The organism is Streptomyces sp. NPDC006711 (assembly GCF_042869775.1).
Classification (GTDB): domain Bacteria; phylum Actinomycetota; class Actinomycetes; order Streptomycetales; family Streptomycetaceae; genus Streptomyces.
Genome location: NZ_JBIAGO010000002.1, coordinates 504,169 through 530,337 on the forward strand (window position 1 = coordinate 504,169; position 26,169 = coordinate 530,337).

Here is a 26,169-nt window from a genome sequence, read left to right on the forward strand (position 1 = left end):
TCAGAGTTCGCACCCTGCGGCCGGCCTGGTGCCGCCCTGTGGCCTCGACGACGACCTCGTCCTCCATGTGCAGGACAATGAGTGCGTCACACAAGACCGACCGGGTGACGAGACCGGGCCGGGCCACAGCGACTGAGGGACTGAGGGCATGGGACGGGTCACCGAACGCCGCCGCGTCATCCGCATCCGGGACGGGGCGGTCTCAACCCGCGCGGACACCCTGGTCGCCGAGGAGCCCCTGGAGATCCGCCTCAACGGCAAGCCACTCGCGATCACCATGCGTACACCGGGTGACGACTTCGCGCTCGCGGCCGGTTTCCTGGTCAGCGAGGGGGTGCTCGGTGCCGCCTCCGAGCTCCAGTCGATCGTGTACTGCGCGGGCGCGACCGCCGACGGGCACAACACCTACAACGTGGTCGACGTGCGCCTCGCCCCGGGCGTCACCGTGCCGGACATCACCCTCGAACGCAACGTGTACACCACCTCGTCGTGCGGTCTGTGCGGCAAGGCCAGCCTGGACGCCGTCCGCACGCAGGCCCGCTTCCCCATCGCGGACACTCCCCCCGTGCGGATCGAGCCCGAATTGCTCGCGAAGCTGCCCGACCGGCTGCGCGCGGAGCAGCGCGTCTTCGACCGCACCGGTGGTCTGCACGCGGCGGCGCTGTTCTCGCCGGAGGGGGAACTTCTCGACATACGCGAGGACGTCGGCCGCCATAACGCCGTCGACAAACTGATTGGACGCGCTTTCCAGGACGACAGGCTGCCGCTCTCCCGGTGCGTCCTGCTGGTCTCGGGACGGGCCTCCTTCGAGCTCGCCCAGAAGGCGGTCATGGCCGGCATCCCGGTCTTGGCGGCGGTCTCGGCGCCGTCCTCGCTCGCCGTCGACCTGGCCACCGAGTCCGGGCTCACCCTGGTGGGCTTCCTGCGGGGCAGCTCCATGAACGTGTACGCGGGGGACGAGCGCATCGCCCTGCGGTCAGAGGTCTGACCCCGCCCCCGAGCGGACAGCGAACTGGCCGGCCGGACGGCGGGCTGGTCGGCCGGACGGCGGACTGGTCGGCCTGACGGCGAGCCGGCCAGCCGGGCAGCGGTAGGACAGACGGCGGGCTGGCCAGCGGGCAGCGGTAGGACGGACGGCGGCCGACTGGCGGACTGAGAGCGCTCTCAGCTCAGCGGGCTCGCCTGCGCGCATCGGAAGGCGCCGGAATCATCTGCAGGGCGAGCGTGGCCGGGGGCTCCGCGACGCCGGGCCCGCCCTGTTCGGCCCAGGCCAGGATGTCGTCGGTGGCGTCGTCGTCGAGTACCCAACCGATCCACGTCGCACGGGCGCCCCGCTGGCGGGCCCGGCCCGAGGGCTGCACCACGATGACGTTGGCCTGGCCACAAGGGCCGAGGCAGTCGGTGGTGCGCACAGCGATCCGGCCACCGGATGCAGCGGCCGCGGTACGCAGCCGGTCCAGCTGGCGGGCATGGTCGGTACCGGGAGTCTTACGAGCGTCCCCACAACAGCAGCCACGGCAGACGACGAGGGTGCAGGGGCGCGAACCGGCCGCGGATATCGTGAACTTGGGCATGTCCTCAGCCGAATCCGAGAGCCGAGGCAGTGATTACCGTTCCCAGGCGGGGGAAGTTGAGAGCGATCGCGGCACGATGCTCGTCCTCGGTCAGCGCCGCCATGGCGTCCTCGACGAACAGCAGCTCGTAACCGTGGTCGGCGGCCGCCCGGGCCGTCGATTCGACACCGAGATTGGTGGCGATCCCCCCGAACACGAGGGTGCGGACTCCGCGTTCGGCCAGCATGTCATGCAGCCCGGTCTGGTGAAAGCCGCCGACGGTACGCTTCACGACGACCAGGTCGCCCTCCCCTACGAGGCCCGCGACCACATCGCTGCCGGGCGGTTGCGTGACCGCGCCCGGGCGTTCGACCCGCACGAGTACGACGGTGGCACCCGCAGCGCGGAACTTTCGCGCCAACTCACCTGCGGTGGCCACCACTTGGTCGCCGGAACGGGGCGCAAGCGGCAGCGCCGCGATGCGGTCCATGAGATCGACGAGGACGAGCGCGGTGCGCGCGGGGTCGAGACTGGCGGGCTCGCCTTCGAGTGCGGTCATGGCGGCACCGTACCGGCCCCGATGATCTAGCCCGTACGCCGGGGACCCGTTCCGGCCACCCGGGACCGAGCTGCCCCGTTCCCGTGACTACCGCCCAAGCCCGCACCGAGCCTGACGTGCCGGGACGGCGGGGGTCCGGTAGTCCGGCGGGGGTCCGGCGGTAAAGGGTACGAGCCGGTCTTGAGGAGCTAGGCCAGCTTTGAGGGGCCGGGCCCACGTTGCGGAGCCAGGCCGACATTGAGGGGCTGGGGCCGACGTTGAGGGTGCGGGGCCCTGCATTGAGGTCCGGGGGGCTGGCGTGAGGGTGGGCAGATACATGCCGGGGCGGCACGAGCGCGTCGGCTGATCGCGCTCCCAGCGAGCGTCCCGCCGACGGTCGGCCGGGGTCGGAGGGGCGGCTGATCGCGCTCTCAGCGAGCGCCCTGCCCGCAGTCGGCCGGGGTCGGACGGACGGCTGATCACGCTCTCAGCCAGATCCCGCCCACCCCCGAAGGAGCCGACGGATCTCGGTGATCGCGCTTTCACCCCCCACCCCCCAGCCGCTCACCAGCACAGAGCAAGCCGACTGATAACGCTCTCAGCAGCCGCCCTCCCGGCCGCCAACCCGTGCCGGCCTGGACGGGTCCTGCTGCCGTGGCCGCGCAGGCCAAGGCTGGTCGGGCAGAACGCGGCCGCGCTCAGGGCGGTCGAGCTCAGGGCGGTCGGACCCAGCGCGCCCGGGCTCAGCGCGGCCGGACCCAGGGCGGCCGGGTCCCTCCTGGTCCGGGGCCGTCCCCCGCGCGGGCAGCGGATCGCGGGCGCGGCGCTTGGCGAGCACGGCGCACACCATCAGCTGCATCTGGTGGAAGAGCATCAGTGGCAGCACGGCCAGAGATGCCTGGGCGCCGAACAGCACGCTGGCCATGGGAAGCCCGGCGGCCAGGCTCTTCTTCGACCCGGCGAACTGGATCGCGATGCGGTCGCCCCGGTCGAATCCCAGCCGCTTCGCCCCGTACCAGGTGGCCAGGAGCATCACCGACAGGAGTACGGCCTCGACCGCGAGCAGCGCGGCGAGACGGCCCACGCCGACCTGGTGCCAGATCCCTCGGACCATGCCCTCGCTGAACGCGCTGTACACCACGAGCAGGATCGAGCCACGATCGACGTATCCGAGAACCCGCTTGTGCCGGACAAGGAAACCCCCGACCCAGCGGCGCAGGATCTGCCCCGCAAGGAACGGCACCAGAAGCTGGAGGACGATCCCCAGGAACGAGTCCGTTGAGAGCGCTTCCCGACTGCCGCCGAGCAGTCCCGCCGCGAGGAGCGGGGTGACCACGATCCCGGCGACGCTGGAGAACGACCCAGCGCAGATCGCCGCCGGCACATTGCCACGGGCGATGGAGGTGAACGCGATCGACGACTGGATCGTCGAGGGCACCAGACAAAGGAAGAGCAGCCCGTTGGCGAGATCCGGCGTCAGGACGAGCGGAACGAGCCCCTTCGCCGCCAGACCGAGCAGCGGGAACATCACGAAGGTGCACACGAGCACGGTGACGTGGAGGCGCCAGTGGCGCAGCCCCGCCACCGCCTCACGGGTCGAGAGCCGCGCTCCGTACAGGAAGAACAGGAGCGCGACGGCTCCGGTCGAGGCGCCGTTCGCGACGGGCGCGGCGGATCCCGAGGCGGGCAGCAGCGCGGCGAGCCCCACGGTGCCGAGCAGCGCCAGTATGTAGGGGTCGATCGGCAGCCAGGACGGCAGTCTCGGGGTGCGGCGACTCATGTGCTCCACTCACGTGCTCGGGCAGGACAGGACAGAACGGGACAGGACAGGACAGGGGAGGTACGGGGCCGGGCCTCGTACCGACGTGCGGGAGGCCGGGCCGGGGGCGTGGGTCTGGCCCATGGTCCCTCCCGGGCGGGTGATCGGGAATCCCGTACACCGCTCTCACTGTCATCACACATCGCGATGGGCCGCCGCTACGGTGGAGGTCATGTACGACGCGAACCAGTTGCGGACGTTCCTCGCCGTCGCCCAGACGTTGAACTTCACCCAGGCCGCGCGGCGCCTCGGGGTGCGGCAGTCGACGGTCAGCCAGCATGTGCGGCGTCTGGAGGACGCGGCGGGGCGGCCGCTGTTCAGCCGGGACACGCACAGCGTGCGTCTGACGGAGGACGGTGAGGCCATGCTCGGTTTCGCGCGGACGATCCTGACCGCGCACGAACGGGCCGCCCACTACTTCACGGGGACGCGGCTGCGTGGCCGGCTGCGGTTCGGCGCATCCGAGGACTTCGTCCTGACGCGGTTGCCGGAAATCCTCCAGGCCTTCCGCCGCGAGCACCCCGAGGTCGATCTGGAACTCACCGTCGAGCTGTCCGGGACCCTGCACCGGCGGCTCGAAGCGGGCCGGCTCGATCTGGTGCTCGCCAAGCGGCGGCCGGGCGACAGCCATGGCGAACTGGTGTGGACGGACGAGCTGTGCTGGATCGGGGCGCCGGGGCTGCGGCTCGACGCGGGGCGGCCCGTTCCGCTGATCCTCTTCCCGCCGCCCGGCATCACCCGGGCTCGCGCGCTCGAAGTCCTCGAGGAGCACGGGCGTTCCTGGCGCATCGCCTGTACGAGCGGCAGCCTCAGCGGCCTGATGGCGGCGGCTCGCGCGGGGCTCGGCGTGATGGCGCACACCCGGGGACTGATCCCGCCCGGCCTGGAAGCGCTCTCAGCCCGCTGCGGCCTGCCGGAACTCGGCGCGGTCGACTTCGTCCTGCTCCACAATCGGCGCGGCTCGGCAGCGCAGGACGCGGCGGGCGCCCTGGCTTCGGCGATCCTCGCGGGCGGCGACCGGCTGCACCGGGGGCACTCGGGTCACCCGGGTCCCCCCACTGGCTGAAGATCGTCCTGCCCGCGTGCGGTCACATCAGGCGCACTCAACCCCGCTCGGCCGCTCGGGACGCCCGGGCCTGCGACGACGGAGCGCGGTCCGCACCAACAGGGGGCACAGCCGTGGGGCGGGGGTGACCGGAGCGTACAGATTCCGTGGAGATTGCTTTCCGCAGAGCCTTCCTTTGAGTCAGCTGAGTGTCCGAGGGGTCCCCATGTGGGCCTGTTTCAGCCGCTGACCTGTGAAGACGTCGTATGTCTCGACGCGCAGAAGACCCCTGTCACCGAAACTGCGCGTGGGGTACGGTCACCGCGCTGTGCGGAGCGCCACCGGGAGTGGCCACCCCGGAGGGAGGCAGGTCATTGCGCGAGTTCACGGTCCCACCCATGGCGACACCGCCTCAGGTGGGCGGCCTTGCGGACGCCGTCTTCGACCACGCCCTCGACGATCCGCACCGCGTCGCACTCTGCCGCAAGGACGAATCCGGCCAGTGGCGGGATGTGACGGCTGCCGTGTTCAGGGACGAGGTGTTCGCGCTCTCCAAGGGACTGATCGCGGACGGCGTCCGGTTCGGGGACCGGGTCGCCATCATGGCGCGCACCCGGTACGAGTGGACGCTCTTCGACTTCGCGCTCTGGAGCATCGGCGCGCAGCCCGTGCCGATCTACCCCACGTCGTCGGCCGAGCAGGTCTTCTGGATGCTGCACGACTCCGAGGCGACCGCGTGCGTCGTGGAGCATGAGGACCACTCGATGACGATCGGCTCCGTCGTCGACCGCCTCCCCCATCTCAAACGCCTGTGGCAGCTGGACACGGGAGCGCTCTCAGCCCTCCTCAGAGCGGGTGAGGCCATCGACGACGAGGTCGTCCACCGGCACCGGCGGGCCGTCACACCCGAGTCGGTGGCGACCGTGATCTATACGTCGGGGACCACGGGCCGGCCCAAAGGGTGTGTCATCACACACGCCAACTTCATGTTCGAGACGGACATGCTGATCTCCCGCTGGGAGCCGGTGTTCCACTCCCGGCCCGGCGACGAGGCGTCCACCCTGCTGTTCCTGCCGCTGGCCCACGTCTTCGGGCGGATGGTGGAGATCGCGGCGGTCCGGGGCCGCGTCAAACTCGGCCATCAGCCGGCCCTGTCGGCCTCCGCTCTGCTGCCCGATCTCCAGTCGTTCCGGCCGACCTTCATCCTGGCCGTCCCCTACATCTTCGAGAAGGTTTTCAACGCGGCCCGCCGCAGAGCCGAGGCCGACGGGAAGACGGGGCCCTTCGACAAATCCGTTGACATCGCCGTCAAGTACGCGGAGGCCGTCGAGCAGAAGGCGTTCGGCCTGGGCCCCGGGCCGTCGGCGGCGCTGCGGATGCAGCACCAGTTCTTCGAGAAGACGGTGTACGCCAAGGTCCGCGACGCGATGGGCGGACGGGTGCGGCACGCCATGTCCGGCGGCTCCAGCATGGGCCGCCGGCTCGGCCTGTTCTTCGAGGGCGCGGGCGTCACGGTATATGAGGGGTACGGCCTGACCGAGTCGACTGCCGCCGCGACCGCCAATCCCCCCGAGCGGACGCGTTACGGCACGGTGGGGCAGCCCATTCCCGGCACGACGGTGCACATCGCCGACGACGGGGAGGTGTGGATCCACGGCGGCCAGGTGTTCTCCGGCTATCTCAACGAACCCAAGGCCACCGAGGCGGTCCTGAGGGAGGGCTGGCTTGCGACCGGTGACATCGGGGCCCTCGACGAGGACGGCTACCTCACCATCACCGGGCGCAAGAAGGAGATCCTGGTGACCTCGGGCGGCAAAAGCGTCTCTCCTGTCGCCCTGGAGGAACGCGTGCGGGCCCACCCCCTGGTCGCGCAGTGCATCGTGGTCGGCAACGACCGTCCCTACATCGCGGCGCTCGTCACCCTCGACCAGGAGGGCGTGGACCACTGGCTCGCCGTACGGGGCAAACCCTCACTCACCGCGTCCGAGCTGGTGCGCGACCCGGATCTGGAGACCGAGGTGCGCCGGGCCGTCGTCGCCGCCAACACCTTGGTCTCCCAGGCGGAGTCGATCCGGACCTTCCGCATCCTGGCCCATCAGTTCACCGAGGAACACGGCCTCCTCACCCCGTCCCTGAAGCTCAAACGCCGGGCGATCGAGGACGCGTACGGTGCCGAAGTGGACGCGTTGTACCGATGAGTGCGGGTTGACGGATTTGATTTGATCGCGCTCTCATCGGAGCCACCGGTCAGGGACAACCAAGGGCAGGAGTGGGCACGCCCCCCTTGGAGGACGCGCCGGGGAAGCCCCGGGAAGGCGTCACGAGCCAGGGAGCCGCAGGTCAGATGCGATCCGGTGGGTGTATCGGGAATGCGTGGTTCCGCCCGTTCGTTGACGATGTGAGTACCAACCGACGACGCAAAGGATCGACCGCTCGTGAGCAAGGTCCCCTCCATCACCCTCAACAACGGCGTCGAAATGCCGCAGCTCGGTTTCGGCGTCTGGCAGGTGCCGGACGACGAGGCCGCCAAGGCGGTCGCGACGGCGATCGAGTCCGGGTACCGGAGCATCGACACCGCCGCGATCTACGAGAACGAACGGGGTACCGGCAAGGCCGTCGCCGCGTCGGGGGTCGCCCGCGAAGACCTCTTCGTCACGACGAAGCTGTGGAACAGCGAGCAGGGTTACGACTCCACCCTGCGCGCCTTCGACGCCTCGCTCGACAAGCTCGGCCTGGACTACGTCGACCTGTACCTCATCCACTGGCCGGTGCCGGCCAAGGACGCGTACGTCGACACGTACAAGGCGTTCGAGAAGATCCTGGCGGACGGCCGCGCCAAGGCGATCGGTGTCTCCAACTTCCAGCCCGCGCACCTGGAGCGGCTGCTCGGCGAGACCTCCGTGGTCCCGGCCGTCAACCAGATCGAGCTCCACCCGCAGCTCGCCCAGGCCGAGTCGCGTGCCCTGCACGCCAAGCACTCCATCGCGACCGAGGCGTGGTCGCCGCTCGGCCAGGGCCGCGGGCTGCTCGAAGTGCCGACCGTGGTCGCGATCGCGCGGAAGCACGGCCAGACCGCGGCGCAGGTGGTGCTCCGCTGGCACCTTCAGATCGGCAATGTCGTCATCCCGAAGTCCGTGACGCCCTCGCGGATCAAGGAGAACATCGACGTCTTCGGCTTCGAGCTGGACGCCGACGACCTCGCCGCGCTGGCCGCCCTCGACGAGGGCAAGCGGCTGGGTCCGAACCCGTCCGAGTTCAACCTGGGCGCCTGATCGGACACGTATTGTCGGACACGTATTGATTGTGGCGATTTCCTGATCGCCCTGTGACAGAAGGGGTGCCGCCGACCTCCGTCGAGCGTCACCCCTTTTGTCGTTTTTCCCACTTGGTTGGTCAGCTGCCAACCAAGAATGTTCATTTAAGTGCCCCGGCCAGGCAAAGCGTTCGACATCAAGCGACAAACACTCTTGTCCTGCGCATGACCTTCCCGATGGGATCGCGAAGACCGCCCCGCGCGGCTCGACCCCCACTCAGGGAGTATTCATGCGCATAGCCCGCCCCCGGACTCGTACCGCAGCAGCGACAGTTGGGGCCACCGCCCTCGCCGCGGCCGCGATGATAGCGACCCCGCTGTCCGGGTCCGCCACCGCCGCACCTGCCGCCCCGCAGGTGAAGCCCGTCCCGGCGATCGCCGGGCACCAGCTCGCCCACTCGACCAGCGGCCCGCTCAGCAGCGAAGAGTGCCAGGCGAAGTGGAAGATCGCGTGCTACGGCCCGCTCCAGTACCGCCAGGCGTACAACCTGAACCCGCTCTACAAGGCCGGCATCACGGGCAAGGGCCGCACGATCGTGATCGTGGACTCCTTCGGCTCGCCGACCATCCAGCACGACCTGGACGTGTACAGCAAGCAGTACGGCATTCCCAGCAGCAAGGTCGACGTCGTCAAGTGGGGCAACGTTCCCAGGTGGGACCCGAAGAACAAGGACATGACCGGCTGGGCCGGTGAGTCCACGCTCGACGTCGAGATGGCGCACGCGGTCGCCCCCGACGCGAAGATCGTCCTGGTGGAGACCGCGGTCGCGGAGACCGAGGGTGTCACCGGCCTGCCCGAGATGATGGACGCCGAGAAGCACCTCATCGACCACGGCATCGGTGACGTCATCACGCAGAGCTTCGGCGCCACGGAGAACACGTTCCCGGGCTTCGACAAGGGCGACTTCTCCAGCATCCAGAAGCTGCGGTACGCGTTCAAGGACGCGCAGGCGCACGGCGTGACCGTACTGGCCTCCTCCGGTGACGGCGGCGCGACCGACAACACCGCGGACGGCTCCGGGTACTACAAGGAGCGCGTCAACTCCTGGCCCTCCTCGGACCCGCTGGTCACCTCGATCGGTGGCACCCAGCTGCACCTCGACGACAAGGGCAACCGCACCAGCCCTGAGAGCGTTTACAACGACAACGGCGCGGGCGGCGGCGGGCAGTCGCACGTCTTCCAGCGCCCGTCCTTCCAGAACGGTGTGCGCGACGCCGTCGGCAACCGCCGCGGTACCCCCGACATCTCGATGTCGGCCGCGGTCAACGGCGGTGCCTGGGTGTACTCCAGCTACGACCCGACCTCCGTCGGCTGGGACGTCTCCGGTGGTACGAGCGAGGCGAGCCCCCTGTTCTCGGGCATCGTCGCCCTCGCCGACCAGGCCGCTGGGCACCGCCTCGGCAACATCAACGACGCCCTGTACTCCCTCTACAAGCACGAGGGGTACAAGCCGGGCTCCGGCCTCGTCGACGTCAAGGACGGCACGAACAACAGCTACGCCGGCGTCACCGGTTACACCGCGGTCAAGGGTTACGACATGGCGACCGGCGTCGGCACCATCGACGCCGCCCACTTCGTGACCGCGCTGGCCCGCGAGAGCCGCCACAACCACTGACGGCACCGCATCACAGCATGAGACGCCGCCGCCCGCGCTGTACGGGTGGCGGCGTCCGCGCGATGGCGGGTGTGCGGGCCGGGTGGGTGCGGGGCGTGCGGGCCGGGTGCGTCGGCCGCGCGCGCGAACCGTGTGCGTCGAACTCACCCATTGACCTCACGCGCGCGTTGACCTCACCCCGGTGAGCAACCCCGGTCGTCACTCCGCGCCGTGGTTGAGAGCGATTTCTTCGACGCGGTGGGCGAGCCGGAAGTCCAGCTCGGTGAGGGCGCCCCCGGCGTCGTGGGTGTTCACCGACAGCGCGACCGTGTTGTAGCCGAGGGTCAGGTCGCTGTGGTGGTTCAGCTCTTCCTGGATCTGGGCGATGTGGACGACCATGGCGGTCGCGGCGAAGTGTCCGGCGAGGCGGTAGCCGCGGGAGATCCGGTCGTGGTCCTGCGACAGCGACCAGCCGGGCAGCTCCCGCAGCCGGTCCTCGACATCCTTCTGCGACAGCGGCTCAAGGGACATGTCCGGATACTCCTTACGGGGTGGTGACATGGCGGAGTGGAGCAGTGACGCGGAGGCTCCCTGTCCGTAGCGTCTCCCCTATGCGTGTACTTGTCACGGGAGGCGCGGGCTTCATCGGCTCGCACATTGTCACAGCGCTCGCCGCGCACGGCCATGAGCCGTTCGTCCTTGACCGGGCGGTCCGCCCACAGGACGACGTTCGCGACCCGGAGATCGTCGCGGCGGCGCTGCGCGGAATGGACGCGGTGTGCCATCAGGCCGCGATGGTCGGGCTCGGCACCGGTTTCGGTGACGCCCCTGAATACGTCAGCTGCAACGATCTCGGCACCGCCGTGCTCCTCACCGCGATGGCCGCGGCCGGGGTGCGTGAACTGGTACTCGCCGGCTCCATGGTCGTCTACGGCGAAGGGCGCTACGAGTGCGCCGAGCACGGTGTCGTACGCCCCGGGCCGCGGCCGGTCGAATGGCTCGACGCCGGACGCTTCGAGCCTCAATGCCCGTACTGCGAGGCCGAGTTGAGCCCTGGTTTGGTCGCGGAGGACGCGCCGGTCGATCCGCGCAACGTGTACGCCACGACCAAGCTGGCGCAGGAGCACTTGGCCGCCGCGTGGGCGCGGGCGACCAGCGGCAGGGCGCTGTCCCTGCGCTACCACAATGTGTACGGCCCCGGCATGCCGCGTGACACGCCCTATGCCGGGGTCGCCTCGTTCTTCCGCTCGGCGTTGGCCCGCGGTGAGGCGCCGCGCGTCTTCGAGGACGGCCGGCAGCGCCGTGACTTCGTGCACGTACGCGACGTGGCGGGCGCCAACGTGGTGGCGCTGGAAGCGCTCTCAGGCCGGGAGCCGGGAGCGCTCACCGCGTACAACACGGGCAGCGGGACCCCGCACACCGTGGGCGAGATGGCGAACGCGCTCGCCTCGGCTCATGGCGGCCCCGAGCCGGTGGTGACGGGTGAGTACCGCCTCGGGGACGTACGGCACATCACCGCGGACTCGGCGCGGCTGCGCGGTGAGCTGGGCTGGAAGCCGGCTGTCGGCTTCGAGGAGGGGATGGCGGAGTTCGCCGCGGCGGAACGGTAGCGAGGCGGTTGGCACGTCGCGGCGGGGATGTCGCGGTGGGGGCGAGTCTGCGGGTGCGGGGTGCGGAGTGCTGGGTGCGGCGTGAGGCGTGCGAGGTGCGAGGTGCGGGAGATGCCCATGCATGCGAGGGAGGGGTCGGGGACGTGCCGTGTGGGTGACCGTGCGGGCTCGGGTCAGGCCGTCGCCGTCGGCAGCGTAAGTTCGAAACGGCAGCCGCCCGCCACGTTGCGGACTTCGGCGCGCCCCGAGTGGGCTTCGACTATGCCGCGCACGATCGCGAGGCCGAGGCCCGCGCCGCCCGGTGGGGTGCGCGCCTCGGTACCGCGCCAGCCGGTGTCGAAGACGCGCAGCAGGTCGTCGTCGGGAATGCCGCCGCAGCCGTCGGTGACCGAGAGCGTGACCACGCCGTCCCGGTCCTCCGCGCCGACCGCGACGGTGCCGTCCGCCGGGGTGTGCCGGATGGCGTTGACCAGGAGGTTGGCGAGTACGCGGGTCATCTCCTTGCCGTCGACCTCGACCGGCACCGCGTCGACGCGCGCTCCGACCAGGCGGACGCCGTGTTCGCGGGCCAGCGGATCCGCGCCGGCCAGCGCGTCACCGATCAGGTCGTGGACGGACATGCGGGCGGGGTGCAAAGAGAGCGCTCCCGCGTGGATCCGGGAGAGTTCGAAGAGGTCGCCGACCATGCTGTTGAGGCGTTCGACCTCGGTTCTGATCTGCCGGAAGTAGCGGTCCGGGTCCTTGGCCATGCCGTCTTCCAGCGCCTCGGCCATCGCGCGCAGTCCTGCGAGCGGCGTGCGCAGGTCGTGGGAGATCCAGGCGACCAGTTCGCGCCGCGAGGTTTCCAACGCCCGCTCCCGCTCGCGCGACTCGGTCAGCTTGGCGCTGGTGGCCGCCAACTCCCGGCTGAGCGCGGCCAGTTCGGACGTGGTGGGGCCCACGGGCGCGTCGAAGCTGCCGCCGTCACCGAAGGAGCGGGTGGCCAGGGCTAGGCGGCGGCTGCTCGCGACGACCCTGCGGCCGAGAAGGAGAGCGGTCGCAAGGGAGGCGACGGCCGCCATGGCGACGACCACGGTCACCACCGTCAGGTCGTGGGTGTTCAAAAGCATGGCCCAGGCGACGGCGAGCGTGCCTGCCAGCATCGCGAGGACGGCGACGGCTGCGACGACGGTCACGGACGCGGTGAGCGAACGGTGCCGCAGCAGACGCAGCGCCAACGCCCCACCGAGGCCTGCGGCTGCCGCGCCGAGGAACGCGTACAGGGCGATGAGCAGCACGTCACCCACGGTCTGCGCCTTCCGTGAGAGCGCTCTCCAACGCTATGACAGCCGCCTTCGGGCCGGCGGCGGCGCCTCCGCCCAACCCGGCGGCACTGGCAAGCCCTGTGGCACCGGGCAGACCGGGGGCACAAACCCGGTCTGCGGGCCCAGCCGCCTCTGCGCCAGCTTCCCTGTCGGGGCCGACCGAGCGGATGCTGGCCTCAGCGCTGTCCCTGTCGAGAGCGCTCTCACGCGAGCCGGGGCCGGGCACCTCGGAACCGCGCTCGCCCCCGGCCTCGTCCGCCCACCGCCCGATCTCGACCATCTTCGCGGCGGCCGCCTGCCTCTCAGCCTGGGCGGACATGGCGAGCGCGTCGCTGACGGCGGCCGGGTCGCTGACGGTGGGCGGGTCCGCGACGGCGGAGGGCGCCTGCGGCCGGGTTTCGGGGAGGGGGGCGTCCGGTTCGGCCTCGAAGCGGTAGCCGACGCCCCACACCGTGCGGATCAAGGCGGGCTTCGCCGGGTCGGTCTCGATCTTTCCGCGCAGGCGGCGCACATGGACGGTGACCGTGGACAGGTCGCCGAACTCCCAGCCCCACACCTCATGCATCAGCCGCTCGCGCGAGATCGCCTCGCCGGGGCGGGCGAGAAGGTAGGCGAGGAGGTCGAACTCCCGCAAGGTGAGGGCGAGTTCGGCACCGGCTTTGGACGCGGTCCGGGCGGCCGGGTCGAGGGTGATGCCGGAGCGGGACATGCGCGGCCCGGGACGGGCGGAGGCAGTGCGGGCTCTGCGGAGCACCGATTCGACGCGGAGCACCAGTTCGCGCGGGCTGAAGGGCTTGGTCACGTAGTCGTCGGCGCCTATCTCCAGGCCGAGGATGCGGTCGTCCTCGTCGCCGCGCGCCGTCAGCATGATCACGGGGACGGGAACGGCGGCGTCGGCGCGCAGCCGCCGGCACACTTCCAGGCCGTCCATGCCGGGCAGCATCAGGTCGAGTACGACCAGGTCGGGACGGCAACGGGCGGCCGCGCCCAGAGCGGCGGGGCCGTCCATGGCGAGGTCGACGGTGTGACCCGCCCGTTCCAGATAGCCGGTGACGACCTCAGCGACGGTCGGATCGTCGTCCACGACCAGAATGCGGCTCTCGATGCTGTGCATGGCACCCAGCGTGGCACCGCTCGGGGGCGTCCGTCTGCGCCAGGTGGGCCCCGGGTGGGGGATGTCCGCGTTTCGTAAGAACCCGAAGTCTGTTTTGCCCGGTTTGAATTCGTACGGTGAGCACGTGACTGAAACCACTTCCGCATCCCCCGCCGCGCCCTGTGCGGCGACCGTGGACGTCGTACTGCCCTGTCTCGACGAAGCCGAGGCGCTGCCCTGGGTGCTGAGCCGGATCCCGGACGGCTGGCGGGCCGTCGTGGTCGACAACGGCTCGTCGGACGGTTCACCCGACGTCGCACGCGCTCTCGGCGCGACGGTGGTGCATGAGCCCCGACGCGGCTTCGGCGCCGCCTGTCACGCCGGGCTGCTCGCCTCCGAGGCCGAATTCGTCTGCTTCTGCGACTGTGACGCCTCCCTGGATCCGGCCGAGCTCGTCCGCTACGTAGGGGAGGTGGCGTCCGGCGCGGCGGACCTGGTGCTCGGCCGGCGCAGGCCGCAGGGGCTCGGCGCCTGGCCGTTGCACGCGCGCGCCGGGAACCTGGCACTGGCACGGATGCTGCGCCGGCGCACCGGACTGCGCCTGCGCGATCTCGGACCGCTGCGCGCCGCGCGCCGCGAAGCCCTGCTCGGACTCGCTCTCACCGACCGGCGCAGCGGCTACCCGCTCCAAATGGTGGTGCGCGCGGCGGACGCGGGCTGGCGGGTGGCCGAACACGATGTGGCCTACCGGCCGCGCACCGGCAAGTCCAAGGTCACCGGCACCTGGCGGGGCACCTGGCACGCGGTGCACGACATGCGCCAGGTGCTGGCCGAGCCGCCTGCGGCGGCGCGTGCGACGGCGGTGGTCCGGTGACGCGTTCAGAGCGCTCTCAGACCTCGGGCACCACGCTGCTGGTCCTCGCCAAGGCGCCCGTTCCCGGCCGGGTCAAAACGCGGCTCACTCCCCCGTACACCCCCCAGGAAGCGGCCCGGATCGCCGAGGCGTCACTCGCCGACACCCTCGACGCGGTGCTCGCCACTCCCGTACACAGGAGGGTGCTCGTCCTCGACGGCGAGCCGGGGCCATGGCTGCCGCCCGGCATCGAAGTGATGCCTCAGTGCGCGGGGGGCCTCGACGAGCGGATCGCGGCCGCGTTCGCCGCGTGCTCAGGTCCCACGCTGCTGATCGGCATGGACACCCCGCAGATCACCCCCGCGCGGCTCGCGCCCGCGCTGGAGGGGCCCCAACCGGATGAGGCGTGGTTCGGACCGGCCGAAGACGGCGGGTTCTGGGCGCTCGGCCTGACCGATCCCGACCCCGCCTTGCTGCTCGGGGTGCCGATGTCGGTGGCCGAGACGGGGCGCGTCCAACGCCAACGGCTCCTCGACGCGGGGCTCTTCGTACGTGAGCTGGCCCGCCTGCGCGATGTGGACACCGCGCGCGACGCCCAGCTCGTCGCCGCACAGGCTCCGCACGGCCGCTTCGCCCGGGCCCTGCGGACGCGGACACGAACGCAGGAGCGGATGCGGACGCTGACGCCGGTGACCACGGCGGACGTGACGAGTGGGGCCAGCGTGATGGGCGTGACGGGCGTCGCCAGCATGACGGGTGTGGCGGACATGACGGGCGTCACGAGTGTGGCCAGCGTGGCTGGCGTCAATAACGTGGCTGACGTGGCAAGCATGACCGGTGTGGCGAACGCGCTTCCCTCGGACGCCACGCCCGCGTCCCTAGCGACCGCGCCCGCCACCGCCGCCACCACCACCACCACCGCGTCCAGGATCGTCGGATCCCCCGCCGCCGAGCCAGTGCCCGCCAGGCACAGGCCGACCGACTTCTCGCCCCCAACGCCCCCCAAACCCCCCACCTCCCCCGCACCCCCCACAACCCCACCCCCCGGAGGCCCCGCGTCGGCAGAGACCGTGACGGCCGGGGACCGCGCATGGTGAGAGCGCTCTCAGCAACCATCCCGGCGGCCTGGCACGCCGATCCCTACACGGACGCGCTGCGCTCCGGGCGCGGTCCGTTGTTCCTGCGCCGGCCCGACGGATGGCTGTTGCCACTCGAAGTCGAACGCTGGTGTGCGGAGCCGGACATGGCGGACCGTACGGTGCTGCGTCGCTGCCGGGGCGCCGTCCTCGACATCGGGTGCGGGCCGGGCCGGCTGGTGGCCGCGCTCGCCGCCGACGGGGTCGCCGCGCTCGGGGTCGATGTCAGCGCCGAGGCGGTCCGCCGGACCCGGGACTGGGGTGGCAGCGCACTGTGCCGCTCGGTCTTCGACCACTTGCCCGGCGAGGGTCGCTGGGACACCGCGCTGCTCGTCGACGGCAATGTGGGCATCGGCGGCGACCCGACGGCTCTGCTCACGCGCGTTTCCCAACTCGTAGCCCCCGGCGGCCTATTGCTGGCCGAGACGGCCCCGTACGAGATCGACGAACGCATCCGGGTAACGGTCACCGACGCGCGCGGCGCGGTCGGCGGTGACTTCCCCTGGGCCCGGCTCGGCACCAACGCGCTCCTGTCCTGCGCCCGCCCCCTCGGCTGGCGCCTGGCGGGCCGCTGGACCTCGGCGGGCCGCGCCTTCGTGGCACTGCGACAGGACTGAGTCCTGCGGAATTGAGTCGAACGGACGCGCGGAAGGGCGGGACAGGAGGCGTCAACTCCTGTCCCGCCCAGCGCAGTTCAGGTCAGCTCACGTTGACCGCGGTGTCGTCGATGACGAACGACGTGGCGAGGCTGCTGTCCTCCACACCGTTGAACTTGAGGGTCACCGTCTGCCCCGCGAACGAGGAGAGGTCGAAGGACTTCTGAACGAACCCGGTGTTCTTGTCGAGGTTGGAGTAGCTGGCCAGGGTGGTGGAACCGGCCGTCACCGTCAGCTTGTCGAAGGCGGTGGTGGTGGTCGTCTCCTTGGTGTCGATGTGCAGGTAGTAGCTGAGCGTGGCGTGGCAGCCGACCGGGATGGTCACCGCCTGGGAGAGGGTGTCGGTGTGGGTGGTGCCGTAGCCGTTGAGCCAGGCCTTCCAGGAGCCGGAGTGCGCGGGCTCACCGGCGGAGTTGTCGACGACACCCGCGGTCGCTGACCAGGGCGCGGCGCTGCCGGTCTCGAAGCCGGGGTTGCCGAGCAGCTGGGCCGCGGTGCAGCCACCGCCACCCCCGGTGGTCACGGTCCAGGTGAAGGACGTGGAACCGGTGGCGTTGGTGGAGTCCTTGGCGCTGACCGTCACGTTGTAGGTGCCCGCGGTGGTCGGTGTGCCGGAGATGAGACCGGTCGAGGCGTTGATGGACAGGCCCGCCGGGAGACCGGTGGCGCTGTAGGTGAGCGTCTGGCCGCTGCCGGAGTCGGTGGCGTGGATCTGGAGCGAGGCCGCGGTGTTGACCTGTGTGGACTGGTTGCCGGGGTTGGTCACCGTCACGGTGTTGCCGGTGCTGGTGCCGCCGGTGAAGGCCGCGGTGCCGTTCGGGGTGCCGAGCCCGGTCGGGCCGTCGTAGCCGGAGCCCGCCGTGCACAGGTAGGAGGGGCTGCAACTGCCGTTGGCGCCGGAGGTCACGTCGTTGAGGGCGGAGGTGTGGGCGTAGGGGTAGGACGCCGGGGTGGTGTTGGCCGCGGGGGTGCCGGCGAGTGCGTACACGCCGGCGATGATGGGTGAGGAGGCGCTGGTGCCGCCGTACACGTTCCATCCGCTGGCCTGGTAACTGTCGTACACAGCAAGGCCGGTGGCGGGGTCGGCGACCGCCGAGACGTCGGCGACGGTGCGCTTGGCGCAGCCGGTGTCCTTCTGCCAGGACGGCTTCGGGTCGTACGCGGAGCAGCCCGAGCCCGCGCCCTCGCCGCCGGAGCTCGTGCCCCAGACCGACTCCGACCAGCCACGCGAGTTGCTGGCGCGGCTGAGTGAGGTGCCACCGACGGAGGTCACGTACTGGGAGGCCGCGGGGTACTCGACGCCGTAGCCGCTGTCGCCGGAGGAGACGGTGATGGCGACGCCGGGGTGGTTGAAGTAGGAGGAGTCGGAGCTCGGGTCGGTGGAGTCCTCGCTGCCGCCGTAGCTGTTGGAGACGTATTTGGCGCCCATGGCGACCGCGCGGTTGACCGCGGTGCCGAGGTCGTCCATGTTGGCGGAGTTGGCCTCGACCAGCAGGATGTGACACTGCGGGCAAACGGCGCTGACCATGTCGACGTCGAGGGAGATCTCACCGGCCCAACCCGAGTCTGCGGTCGGGTAGTTGGTGCCGCCGTTCTGGTCCGCCTTCTGGAAGCAGCCGTTGGCGGTGGTGCAGGCGGGCAGACCGTACTGGGAGCGGTAGGTCGCCAGGTCGGACTCCGCGCTCGGGTCGTCCTGCGCGTCGACGATCGCCACGGTCGTACCGGCGCCCGCGTTCGACGGCAGGGCGTAGGCGCTCTGAAGGTCGGAGGGACCGTAGCCGGAGGGCAGGGCGTTCGGGGATATCCCGAAGTGGTGCTGTACATCGGTGCGGGCGAGCGCGAGGCAGGACATCATGCCGGCCTTGGCGGGCTGGGCGCACAGCCGTTGGGTGTGGGCGGCCTGGCTGCCGGAGCTCTGGGTTGCGGCGGCGACAGTCGGGGCCGCGGCGATGAATCCGCCGGTGACCAGGGCCGCCGCGCCGAGCACGGCGGTGGCCACACGCCCGCTGAGCGCGGGGAGGCCGAAGGGTCTCTTCGAGTACAAGGAACTGCCCTCCATGGGGGGTCGGTTCGCCGGATCGGGGCGAGCGGAGGAGCTGGGTCTACAGGTGCGGCGGGGCGGATCCGGCGCGTTCGGTGGTACGGGTGCCGGGCGGTCGGCGGTGCCGTGAGCGGTGACCGGCGGCGCGTCCTGCGGTGCGGCTGGGTGGTGCGGGTGGTGCCGGCCGGTGCAGTGCGGGTGCGTTGCTGGTGCGCTGCGCTTGGGTGAGGCGCGAGGTGGTACGAGTCCGCGTGCGCGGCGGTGCGGGGGCACATGCTGGTGCCCGCGCTGGTGCGGGTGTTGAGCTCGGTACGGATGTGTGTGTGCGTGTGCGTACACATGTACATGTACGGGTGCCTGTACGTGTACGTGTACGGGTGCCTGTGCCTGTGCGTGTGCTGATGCGGATGCTGTGCCGTTGCGCTGTGCGGCCGGCGGTACGTGTCATCGCGCATGACCGGTGGAAGCGGCATTACCTGATCAGGGCATGACAGTTGCGCCTCGAGAAAACTGCCACCCGCTCACGTGGTGGCACGGATGAAGGTAGCGACGCCCGCCTGGGGCGACAACAGCCTTAGGCAAGCCCCAGGCAAAGCCTTGCCCTCGAAAGGGGATGGATCACCGTGCGGCCCGCCCTGCGGATTCCCCATGGATCAAGGGGCTGCTCACAGCAGGGATAGATGTATACGGTGGCGGGCATCGAGCCGGGAGAACACCCACACCGTCGGACGGGGATGCGCATGGAGCCTGATGAGGGGTCGGTCAGCGACCTCGTCGAACTGGGGCTCTCCCGTTACGAGGCACGGGTCTACCTAGCTCTGGTAAGGCGTGACTCCTACACCGCGGCCCAGGTGGCGCGGGAGGCGGAGGTGCCGCGCCAGCGCATCTACGACGTTCTCGACGGTCTGGTCCGCTCCCAGCTCGCCGTCGCCCACCGGGGGCGCGTCGCCACCTTCACCGCGATCGCCCCCGAACTCGCCCTCACACGCCTGATGAACCGTCAAAGGGAGTCCCTGGAACGCCTGGAGAAGGTGTCCACGGGTCTGACGTCACTGCTGTTGCCCCTGTGGGCGGACGGCCGGGCCCACACCGATCCGCTCGACTACATCGAGGTGCTGCGCGACCAGCGTCAGATCGCGGAGCGCTTCGCGGACATCCAGGAGCAGGCCGACTCCGAACTCCTCACGTTCTGCATGCCGCCGTTCGTGGCCCCGGCCGCCAACACCTCCGGCATCAAGGCGACACGGCGTCTTCGACGCGCCAAGGGCACGGTACGGGCGGTGTACACCCGTGACGCGCTGGCCGACGAGAAGGTGCTGGAGAACGTGCGGCGCTTCGCCGAGGCCGGCGAAGAAGCCCGCTTCACCCAGCACCTCCCCCTCAAACTGGTCATCGCGGACGCGTCGTTGGTCCTGTGCGACATGCCGGACCCAGTCGCGGGGACCGGCTCCACCACCGCCCTGTACATCGAACACCCGGCGCTCGCGACCTGTCTGCGGCTGGCGTTCCACAGCGTGTGGGAGGTGGCGGAACCGATGGCGCCGGCCGTACGGGACAAGGGGTAGGAGGACGATCGGGGCCCCCGCGCCTCAGCAGGGGGCACTTTCCGGCCACCCGTCGCCCGGCGCCGACCCCGCCACCCGCCCCCGTCACCCGGCCTCGCCACCCGACGCCGTCACCCGGCCCCGGTCCCGCGACGCTTGGCACCCCGTCACCCATCACCCGTCACCCCCCGGCGCGCCTCCCCCGCCTCCCCCGGGCCCACCGCAGCGCGCCCAGCAGGAGTGAGAGCGCGATCAGCACCCCCAGGGAGACCAGCAGACCTCGTACGTAATCCAGGGGCACCACCGAGGGGTTGGCGGCGGGCAGGGGGCGCAGCAGTACGGGAAGCGCGATCAGAGTGAGGCAGCCGGCGGTCAGCAGGGTGCCGCGCAGCAGACCTCGGTTCTTCACGCCGCCGGTCAGCAGTCCCGCCGCGAGGACCAGCGGCGCGATGATCGCGTCGTGCAGCACGGCGGCTCCGGCCAGCCAGACCAGTACGTCCCAGCGGGTGGCCTGATCCCATACGAGCAGCCCGCCGACGGCCATCAGCGCGAGCCCGGCCGCGCCCACCACGACCCGCATCACAGCACCTCCAGACGGCTGACCCATTTGGTTTGCAGCACGCCCGGCCGGTTGGGGGCGATGACGCGCGCGGGATAGCCGTGGTCGGCGGTCAGGGTCTGCCCGTTGAGTTTCAGGGCGAGCAGGGTCAGTGGGTCGTGGGCGTAGTCGCGGCCCATTTCCATCACGCGGTAGGCGCCGTACTGCTCCAGCGACACCACCCGCACCCGGGCGCCCGGCGGCGCGCCCGCCCGGCGCAGCAGGTCGGCCATGCGCACGCCCGTCCAGTGGGCGGACTTGCTCCAGCCCTCGACGCAGGCGATGGGCAGGACGGACTCGTGCTGGGTGAGCGCGGACAGCTCGTCGTAGGTCAGGGTGTAGGGGCGCGGGCCCATGACGGTCAACCGGTAGGCACCGATGTCGACCTGGGTGGTGCCGGCCGCCCGCGCGCTGCGGTTGACCGGCAGTTGCTCGGCCCCGTAGTCGGGGTGGCGTGGCGCGAGGACGTCGAAGAACTTCAGCGGGGTGAAGGCCTGCCCGACGGTGGTCAGGGTGACGGCGCCCGCGGCGGCCGCGACTCCCTTCAGCAGGGAGCGCCGGTCGGGCCCGTCGACGGGCGCAAGCGTCAGCGTCCCTGGCGACCGCGTGCCCCAATGCGCCTTGATCTGAGGGTACTTGACGGCGATGTGCAGCATGAGGGCGCCGGCGAGCAGCCAGGCCACGGCGAAGTGCACCGGCACGAACGAGAACGGCCAGAGGTACCACTGCACGGTATTGAGGAGACCGGTGAACAGTTCGAAGACCGCGCCCGCGACGAGGACGGCGACCGAGAGGCGTTCCAGGGCATGGCGTACGGAACGCAGCGGCGGCCAGGCGAACAGCCTCGGGTAGACCGTCCACAACTTGGCGAGCAGCAGCGGGATCGCGGCGATGCCGGCTGCCACGTGCAGGCCCTGGGTGAGGCGGTACCCCCAGACGGGCCTGCTGGGCAGCACGTCCAGGAGCCAGCCGGGCTGGTGCTGGAGGTAGTGGCTGATCAGTCCGGTGCCGAAGCAGACCGTCATCGCGACACCCAGCCAGCGGCCGATGGCGGTCGCCGTACGCGCGTCGTGAAGGCTGCCCCTGAAGACGGGCGGGCGCACCGCCGGAAGTCGTGGCTTCATGCCTCCATCCCACCCCGAGCGGCCCCCTTCGCGAGCTCTGCGACACCTTACGGTTCACGAACGCCGCCCGTTCGAGGCAGAACGCGATGGCGTGAATATTGCCGTGACAGGGGCGCCGGAACGCGGTTAGGATCTTCGGGCGACATCGCGTGTCGGTCACCGGTCGGGTGAGGCATGGAGGTGTCTGCGATATGCCCGATGGAGGCATTCCACCATGGCAGTACAGTTGAATCACACCATTGTCGCATCCCGTGACAACCGCGCCTCAGCGGAATTCCTGGCCCGCATGCTCGGACTCGAGGCCGGTAAGGAATGGGGGCCCTTCGTCCCCGTCGTGACCAGCAACGGAGTCACTCTCGACTTCGCGACCGTGCCCGCCGGTACCGAGATCGCGCCACAGCACTACGCGTTTCTCGTGTCCGAGGAGGAGTTCGACGCGGCGTTCCAGCAGATCGAAGAATTGGGACTTCCATTCTTCGCCGATCCGCACCGCAAGCGCCCGAACGAGATCAATCACAATGACGGCGGCCGCGGCGTGTATTTCCCCGATCCCTCGGGGCACTGGCTGGAACTTCTGACGGTGCCTTACGGCGGCTGGCAGTAACAGCGTTCCGGACGCGGCCGCTCCCGGTTCCCCCGAATGAACCTTACGGTTCTCGGACGGCGGGGGCGGCCTACGCCTGATCGGGGCCCGGAGCTGCCAGGCTCGCGGGGTGACCCATCGACGTACCGTACGAACCCTACGCGGCGTATGCACCGCATGCACCGCCGTTCTGCTGGTCGCGCTCACCTTCGTGCTCGGCGTGACCGTCAGCAAGGACGGCTTCCGCGCCGACCCGGCCGGCCTTTCGTGGTGGTACGCGGCGGCCTGGCTCCTTTTCGCCCTCGCGGCGTGGTCGGTGTTCAAGGTGCCGGCCCGCCACCGCGCCGCGCTGATCGTGGTGGGCGGGATCGCCGTCGCCGCCACCGGGCTGCTCGCTCCCCCACGTACCAGTACCGACGCCTTCCGGTACGCCTGGGACGGGCGGGTGCAGGCGGCCGGGATCTCCCCCTACGACTACGCGCCGGCCGACCGCGAGGTGGCCCGCCTGCGTGATCCCTGGCTCTTCCCGACGGACCCGGCGCAGTGCCGCAAACCGGAGCGAGCCCGGGTCGACGGCGGCTGCACCCGCCTCAACAGGCCCTCCGTACACACCATTTACCCGCCTGTCGCCGAGGCGTACTACCTGCTCGTGGACGAGATCTCCCCCGGGGGCGCCCGCCTCAAGCCCCTTCAGATCGGGGGCGCCCTGTTCGCGGTGGGCACCACTCTGGTGCTGTTGCGCGTTCTGCGGCGGCGCGGCCCGGACGGCACTCCGGGCCAGGTGTCGCGCGCCGCGCTGTGGGCGTGGTGTCCGGCCGTGCCCGTGGAGGCCGTCAACAACGCCCACATCGACGTCCTCGCCGTCCTGCTGACCCTCGCCGGGCTCGGTGCGCTGACGGGAGGCGCGGGCCCCGCGATGAGCCGGCTGCGTGCGGCGACGGCCGGTGTGTTGATCGGCGCTGGTGTCGCGGTCAAGATGCTGCCCGCCGTGGTGCTGCCGGCGGTCCTGCGACGGCGGCCGGTCACCGTCCTCACCTCGACGGCCGCTCTGATCGCGCTCTCCTATCTCCCGTACGTGCTCGCTTCCCACTCCTCCGTGTTCGGCTACCTCGGCGGCTACACCGAGGAGGAGGGATACGAGGACCCCTCCGGGCAGGGACGGTTCGCGCTGCTGCGGATGGTGCTGCCCGACAGCTGGGGCCTGCCGGCCGCCCTCGTGGGACTGCTGGCGGTGACGGCCTACGTCCTGCGGCGCGGCCACCCCGAACGCCCTTGGTCGGGCGCCCTGTTGCTGCTCGGCTGGGCCTTTCTGCTCCTGACGCCCGGGTACTCCTGGTACGCCCTGCTCCTCATCGGGCTCGTGGCACTGGACGGGAGGTGGGAGTGGCTGGCCGTCGCCGGCGCGGGCACCTGTGTCTATGTGGTGGCCAAGGCGACGGGCGACTTCCCCATGGCGAAGACGGCGTACGCCGTCGCCGCGTGCGCGGTCCTGGCCGGCTGGGCAGTACGCCGCCGATGGCGCCCGGGACGACAGGAGGCGGGCCGGCAAGAGGCGTTGCCGCAGGCCCGGGTTACTGTCTGACGTATGACAACTACCGCCCTGGAAACGGGAGTAGGGCCTCTGCTGCGCGGCTGGCGCGAACAGCGCCGGCTCAGCCAGCTCGAGCTCGCGCTGCGCGCCGACTCCTCGGCCCGGCACATCAGCTTCATCGAGACCGGCCGGTCCCGCCCGAGCGAGGAGATGGTGCTGCGCCTCGCGGAACACCTGGACGTGCCGGTCCGCGAGCGCAACGCCCTTCTCCTGGCGGCCGGTTACGCCCCGCACTACGCGCAGACCCCGCTGGACGACCCCGCCATGAGCTCCCTGCGCGAAGGCATGGAGCGCCTGCTCGGGGCGTACGAGCCCTACCCCGCGCTGATGGTGGACGCGACATACACGGTGCTCGCCGCCAACCGGGGCATCGAGATGCTTCTCGAAGGCGTGGCCGGGCACCTGCTCACCCCGCCGGTGAACGCGATGCGGCTGACCCTGCACCCCGAAGGCCTCGCCCCCCGCATCCGCAACCTGGCGCAGTGGCGCGGCCACCTCCTGGATCAGATGGAGCGTCAGATCGCCCTGCTGCGCAACGATTCCCTGCGGGCCCTTTACGAGGAGGTCGCCGCCCACCCCGTGCCGGCCCACCCCGTGCCGGAGAGCGGCGAGACCCCCGCCGACGCGGGACACCAGCAGGTGTTTCCCTTCGCGCTGCCCCTGCGCATCGAACACGCGGGCACGGTGCTTTCCTTCATCTCGACCATCGCCACGTTCAACACGCCGATGGACGTCACCGTCTCCGAGCTGGCCATCGAGACGTTTCTGCCGGCCGACCCGGAGACGGCGACGTACCTTCAGTCCTTCATGCCGTAAAAGCACCTTCGATCGCTCATGCGGTGGGCGGGACGCGGTCGAGGAACCCCGCGACGGACTCGATGCGGCCGTCCTCGCCGAGGGTGATCACATCGAAGCCGGCGACCGGAGCCGAGCCGTCGGCGACCGACACGAGTTCCCATGCGAAGCGGGCGATGTGGTGGTTCCCGTCCACCGGCCCTGTCGGCCGGAACTCGAACCCGGGGAACTGCTCGTGCGCCCCGGCGATCACGGCGGCCACCGCGTCGTGGCCCCGGACGTCGACGAGGGGGTCGGTGTAGGACCCGCCCTCGGTCCACGCGTCGGCCACCGCCTTGGCGACATCCTCGGCCGAAGCGGCGTTCCAGGCCGCGAAGTAGCGGGCGACGGCGGTCTCGTAGCGGTTCTCGGACATGGGATCAGCCTCCTGGGCGTGGGTGGGGGTGGGTGTGTCGGGGTGGGTGTGTCGGTGTGGCTTGCGTCGCGGGGTGCGCGCAGGCATGTGTGGCTGCGTCGTGTCTGGCCGGAGTGCGTCGGTCGACGCGTTCCGCCTGCTCCGGGCCCGGGACCCGGCCGGAGTGCGCCGCCCGGGTCCCGATGTCCTCAACTGTGCCGGGGCGGGGGCAGGGGGTCGATTACCCGGGAGGTAATGGGGAGGGCCGGGCCGCCTCGATGAACGGCTCCCCTCGGACCCCTGCGTACTGTTGGGACAAGTGAGTGAGCAGCCAAGGGAATGCCGTGAATGGCAGCGGTTTCGAGGAGGACGTTGATGACGGGGATGACGGGGACCCTGCGGGTGGAGGCGGCTTTGACGGCGGGCGCGCTCGTGTTACGGCCCTGGCGCCACGAGGACGCGGAGCAAGTGATCGAGGCGTACGGCGACGTCGCCATAGCCCGGTGGGTGACCCGCCCCATCAAGACCCTGGAGGACGCGCAGCGCTGGCTTGAGTTCCAGAGCGAGAGCAGGCGGACCGGAACGCGGCTCGCCTTTGCGATCTGCGAGGACCAACCCGGCGATGCCGGCGGCCAGTTGCTGGGCAACATCGTGCTCAAGTGGCCGGAGCACCCCAGCCGCGAGGTCGGCGAAATCGGTTACTGGACGATGCCGTACGCCCGTGGACGCGGAGTTGCCCCGCGCGCCGTGGAAACGCTTTCGGCGTGGGCCTTCGACTCCTACGCCGCCGAGGGGCTGCACCGGCTCGAACTGATCCACCAGGAGGACAACCCGGCCTCCTGCCGCGTCGCGGAAAAGGCCGGCTACCACTTCGACCGCATCCTCCCCGCCACGCCTCCCTACCCGAGGGACGGCCACCTCCACGTACGCCACGCGGGCCACTGAGAACCACCCGGCACGGGGGTGGCGGGAGCGCCGGGAGCG

22 protein-coding genes and 2 pseudogenes are annotated in these 26,169 nt (G+C 70.7%); 14 read left to right on the forward strand and 10 right to left on the reverse strand.

The features are described from left to right. Window positions 1-148: 148 nt before the first annotated feature. A complete protein-coding gene (gene fdhD / locus ACFYM2_RS06220; protein ID WP_388833803.1) occupies window positions 149-988 on the forward strand; it encodes a formate dehydrogenase accessory sulfurtransferase FdhD in 840 nt (279 codons plus the stop codon). Window positions 989-1,169: 181 nt separating this feature from the next. On the opposite strand, the gene ACFYM2_RS06225 is transcribed toward fdhD, so the two are convergent. The 3 genes from ACFYM2_RS06225 to ACFYM2_RS06235 all read right to left on the reverse strand — a co-directional run bounded on the left by ACFYM2_RS06225 (window position 1,170) and on the right by ACFYM2_RS06235 (window position 3,871). Continuing rightward, window positions 1,170-1,574, reverse strand: coding sequence for a (2Fe-2S) ferredoxin domain-containing protein (locus ACFYM2_RS06225; RefSeq protein WP_350233571.1), 405 nt, complete (start codon window positions 1,572-1,574; stop codon window positions 1,170-1,172). 4 nt (window positions 1,575-1,578) lie between these two features. After that, window positions 1,579-2,112, reverse strand: a complete 534-nt coding sequence (locus ACFYM2_RS06230) for an isochorismatase family protein (protein WP_388833806.1) — start codon at window positions 2,110-2,112, stop codon at window positions 1,579-1,581. A 577-nt stretch (window positions 2,113-2,689) separates the two neighbouring features. Continuing rightward, window positions 2,690-3,871: a bile acid:sodium symporter gene (locus ACFYM2_RS06235; protein WP_388833808.1), complete on the reverse strand. Its 1,182-nt coding sequence runs from the start codon at window positions 3,869-3,871 to the stop codon at window positions 2,690-2,692. A gap of 211 nt (window positions 3,872-4,082) precedes the next feature. Between ACFYM2_RS06235 and ACFYM2_RS06240 the strand changes: the two genes are divergently transcribed. From ACFYM2_RS06240 to ACFYM2_RS06255, 4 genes are all read left to right on the forward strand, one after another. Then, complete coding sequence (locus ACFYM2_RS06240) at window positions 4,083-4,976, forward strand: LysR substrate-binding domain-containing protein (protein WP_388833810.1); 894 nt, start codon at window positions 4,083-4,085, stop codon at window positions 4,974-4,976. 377 nt (window positions 4,977-5,353) lie between these two features. Then, window positions 5,354-7,153 (forward strand): AMP-dependent synthetase/ligase, encoded by a 1,800-nt coding sequence (locus tag ACFYM2_RS06245; RefSeq protein WP_358993638.1) that lies wholly within the window; start codon window positions 5,354-5,356, stop codon window positions 7,151-7,153. Window positions 7,154-7,390: 237 nt separating this feature from the next. After that, complete coding sequence (locus ACFYM2_RS06250) at window positions 7,391-8,227, forward strand: aldo/keto reductase (protein WP_388833813.1); 837 nt, start codon at window positions 7,391-7,393, stop codon at window positions 8,225-8,227. Between the two features lie 271 nt (window positions 8,228-8,498). After that, window positions 8,499-9,884, forward strand: a complete 1,386-nt coding sequence (locus ACFYM2_RS06255) for a S8 family serine peptidase (RefSeq protein WP_388833816.1) — start codon at window positions 8,499-8,501, stop codon at window positions 9,882-9,884. Window positions 9,885-10,082: 198 nt separating this feature from the next. Here the strand turns inward: ACFYM2_RS06255 and ACFYM2_RS06260 are convergent, their stop codons facing one another. Continuing rightward, window positions 10,083-10,394: a 4a-hydroxytetrahydrobiopterin dehydratase gene (locus ACFYM2_RS06260; RefSeq protein ID WP_358993646.1), complete on the reverse strand. Its 312-nt coding sequence runs from the start codon at window positions 10,392-10,394 to the stop codon at window positions 10,083-10,085. An 80-nt stretch (window positions 10,395-10,474) separates the two neighbouring features. Between ACFYM2_RS06260 and ACFYM2_RS06265 the strand changes: the two genes are divergently transcribed. After that, on the forward strand, window positions 10,475-11,473 hold the full coding sequence (locus ACFYM2_RS06265; RefSeq protein ID WP_358993649.1) for an NAD-dependent epimerase/dehydratase family protein: 999 nt from the start codon (window positions 10,475-10,477) through the stop codon (window positions 11,471-11,473). A gap of 173 nt (window positions 11,474-11,646) precedes the next feature. Here the strand turns inward: ACFYM2_RS06265 and ACFYM2_RS06270 are convergent, their stop codons facing one another. Beyond that, window positions 11,647-12,759 carry a sensor histidine kinase gene (locus tag ACFYM2_RS06270; protein ID WP_388455842.1) on the reverse strand — a complete coding sequence of 371 codons (1,113 nt, stop codon included), beginning with the start codon at window positions 12,757-12,759 and terminating at the stop codon, window positions 11,647-11,649. 406 nt (window positions 12,760-13,165) lie between these two features. Beyond that, window positions 13,166-13,891, reverse strand: a pseudogene (locus tag ACFYM2_RS06275) (response regulator transcription factor); the annotation flags it as partial. A gap of 124 nt (window positions 13,892-14,015) precedes the next feature. Here ACFYM2_RS06275 and ACFYM2_RS06280 point away from each other — a divergent pair. From ACFYM2_RS06280 to ACFYM2_RS06290, 3 genes and pseudogenes are all read left to right on the forward strand, one after another. Continuing rightward, window positions 14,016-14,744, forward strand: coding sequence for a glycosyltransferase family 2 protein (locus tag ACFYM2_RS06280; RefSeq protein WP_388455840.1), 729 nt, complete (start codon window positions 14,016-14,018; stop codon window positions 14,742-14,744). A gap of 35 nt (window positions 14,745-14,779) precedes the next feature. Beyond that, window positions 14,780-15,367: pseudogene (locus ACFYM2_RS06285) on the forward strand (DUF2064 domain-containing protein); the annotation flags it as partial. A gap of 446 nt (window positions 15,368-15,813) precedes the next feature. Next, window positions 15,814-16,476: a class I SAM-dependent methyltransferase gene (locus ACFYM2_RS06290; protein ID WP_388455837.1), complete on the forward strand. Its 663-nt coding sequence runs from the start codon at window positions 15,814-15,816 to the stop codon at window positions 16,474-16,476. An 82-nt stretch (window positions 16,477-16,558) separates the two neighbouring features. Here ACFYM2_RS06290 and ACFYM2_RS06295 read toward each other — a convergent pair whose 3' ends face one another. Further along, the gene (locus tag ACFYM2_RS06295) at window positions 16,559-18,574 is read right to left on the reverse strand and encodes a putative Ig domain-containing protein (RefSeq protein WP_388455835.1); all 2,016 of its coding nucleotides are present in this window, start codon (window positions 18,572-18,574) and stop codon (window positions 16,559-16,561) included. Window positions 18,575-19,296: 722 nt separating this feature from the next. On the opposite strand from ACFYM2_RS06295, the gene ACFYM2_RS06300 reads away from it, so the two are divergent. Continuing rightward, window positions 19,297-20,121, forward strand: coding sequence for a TrmB family transcriptional regulator (locus tag ACFYM2_RS06300; protein WP_388833820.1), 825 nt, complete (start codon window positions 19,297-19,299; stop codon window positions 20,119-20,121). Window positions 20,122-20,281: 160 nt separating this feature from the next. On the opposite strand, the gene ACFYM2_RS06305 is transcribed toward ACFYM2_RS06300, so the two are convergent. Then, a complete protein-coding gene (locus tag ACFYM2_RS06305; protein WP_388833824.1) occupies window positions 20,282-20,680 on the reverse strand; it encodes a hypothetical protein in 399 nt (132 codons plus the stop codon). Further along, the gene (locus ACFYM2_RS06310) at window positions 20,680-21,822 is read right to left on the reverse strand and encodes a molybdopterin-dependent oxidoreductase (protein WP_388833827.1); all 1,143 of its coding nucleotides are present in this window, start codon (window positions 21,820-21,822) and stop codon (window positions 20,680-20,682) included. The genes ACFYM2_RS06305 and ACFYM2_RS06310 overlap by 1 nt, the downstream gene beginning before the upstream one ends. A gap of 214 nt (window positions 21,823-22,036) precedes the next feature. On the opposite strand from ACFYM2_RS06310, the gene ACFYM2_RS06315 reads away from it, so the two are divergent. The 3 genes from ACFYM2_RS06315 (at window position 22,037) to ACFYM2_RS06325 (ending at window position 24,812) form a co-directional block, all read left to right on the forward strand. Beyond that, window positions 22,037-22,426, forward strand: coding sequence for a VOC family protein (locus ACFYM2_RS06315; RefSeq protein WP_358993664.1), 390 nt, complete (start codon window positions 22,037-22,039; stop codon window positions 22,424-22,426). Window positions 22,427-22,535: 109 nt separating this feature from the next. Further along, window positions 22,536-23,987 (forward strand): glycosyltransferase family 87 protein, encoded by a 1,452-nt coding sequence (locus tag ACFYM2_RS06320; protein ID WP_388833830.1) that lies wholly within the window; start codon window positions 22,536-22,538, stop codon window positions 23,985-23,987. A 3-nt stretch (window positions 23,988-23,990) separates the two neighbouring features. Further along, complete coding sequence (locus ACFYM2_RS06325) at window positions 23,991-24,812, forward strand: helix-turn-helix domain-containing protein (RefSeq protein WP_388833833.1); 822 nt, start codon at window positions 23,991-23,993, stop codon at window positions 24,810-24,812. Between the two features lie 16 nt (window positions 24,813-24,828). On the opposite strand, the gene ACFYM2_RS06330 is transcribed toward ACFYM2_RS06325, so the two are convergent. Next, a complete protein-coding gene (locus ACFYM2_RS06330; RefSeq protein WP_388833836.1) occupies window positions 24,829-25,206 on the reverse strand; it encodes a nuclear transport factor 2 family protein in 378 nt (125 codons plus the stop codon). A 354-nt stretch (window positions 25,207-25,560) separates the two neighbouring features. Here ACFYM2_RS06330 and ACFYM2_RS06335 point away from each other — a divergent pair, with 354 nt between their 5' ends. After that, window positions 25,561-26,130, forward strand: coding sequence for a GNAT family N-acetyltransferase (locus ACFYM2_RS06335; RefSeq protein ID WP_388833838.1), 570 nt, complete (start codon window positions 25,561-25,563; stop codon window positions 26,128-26,130). Window positions 26,131-26,169: the final 39 nt, after the last annotated feature.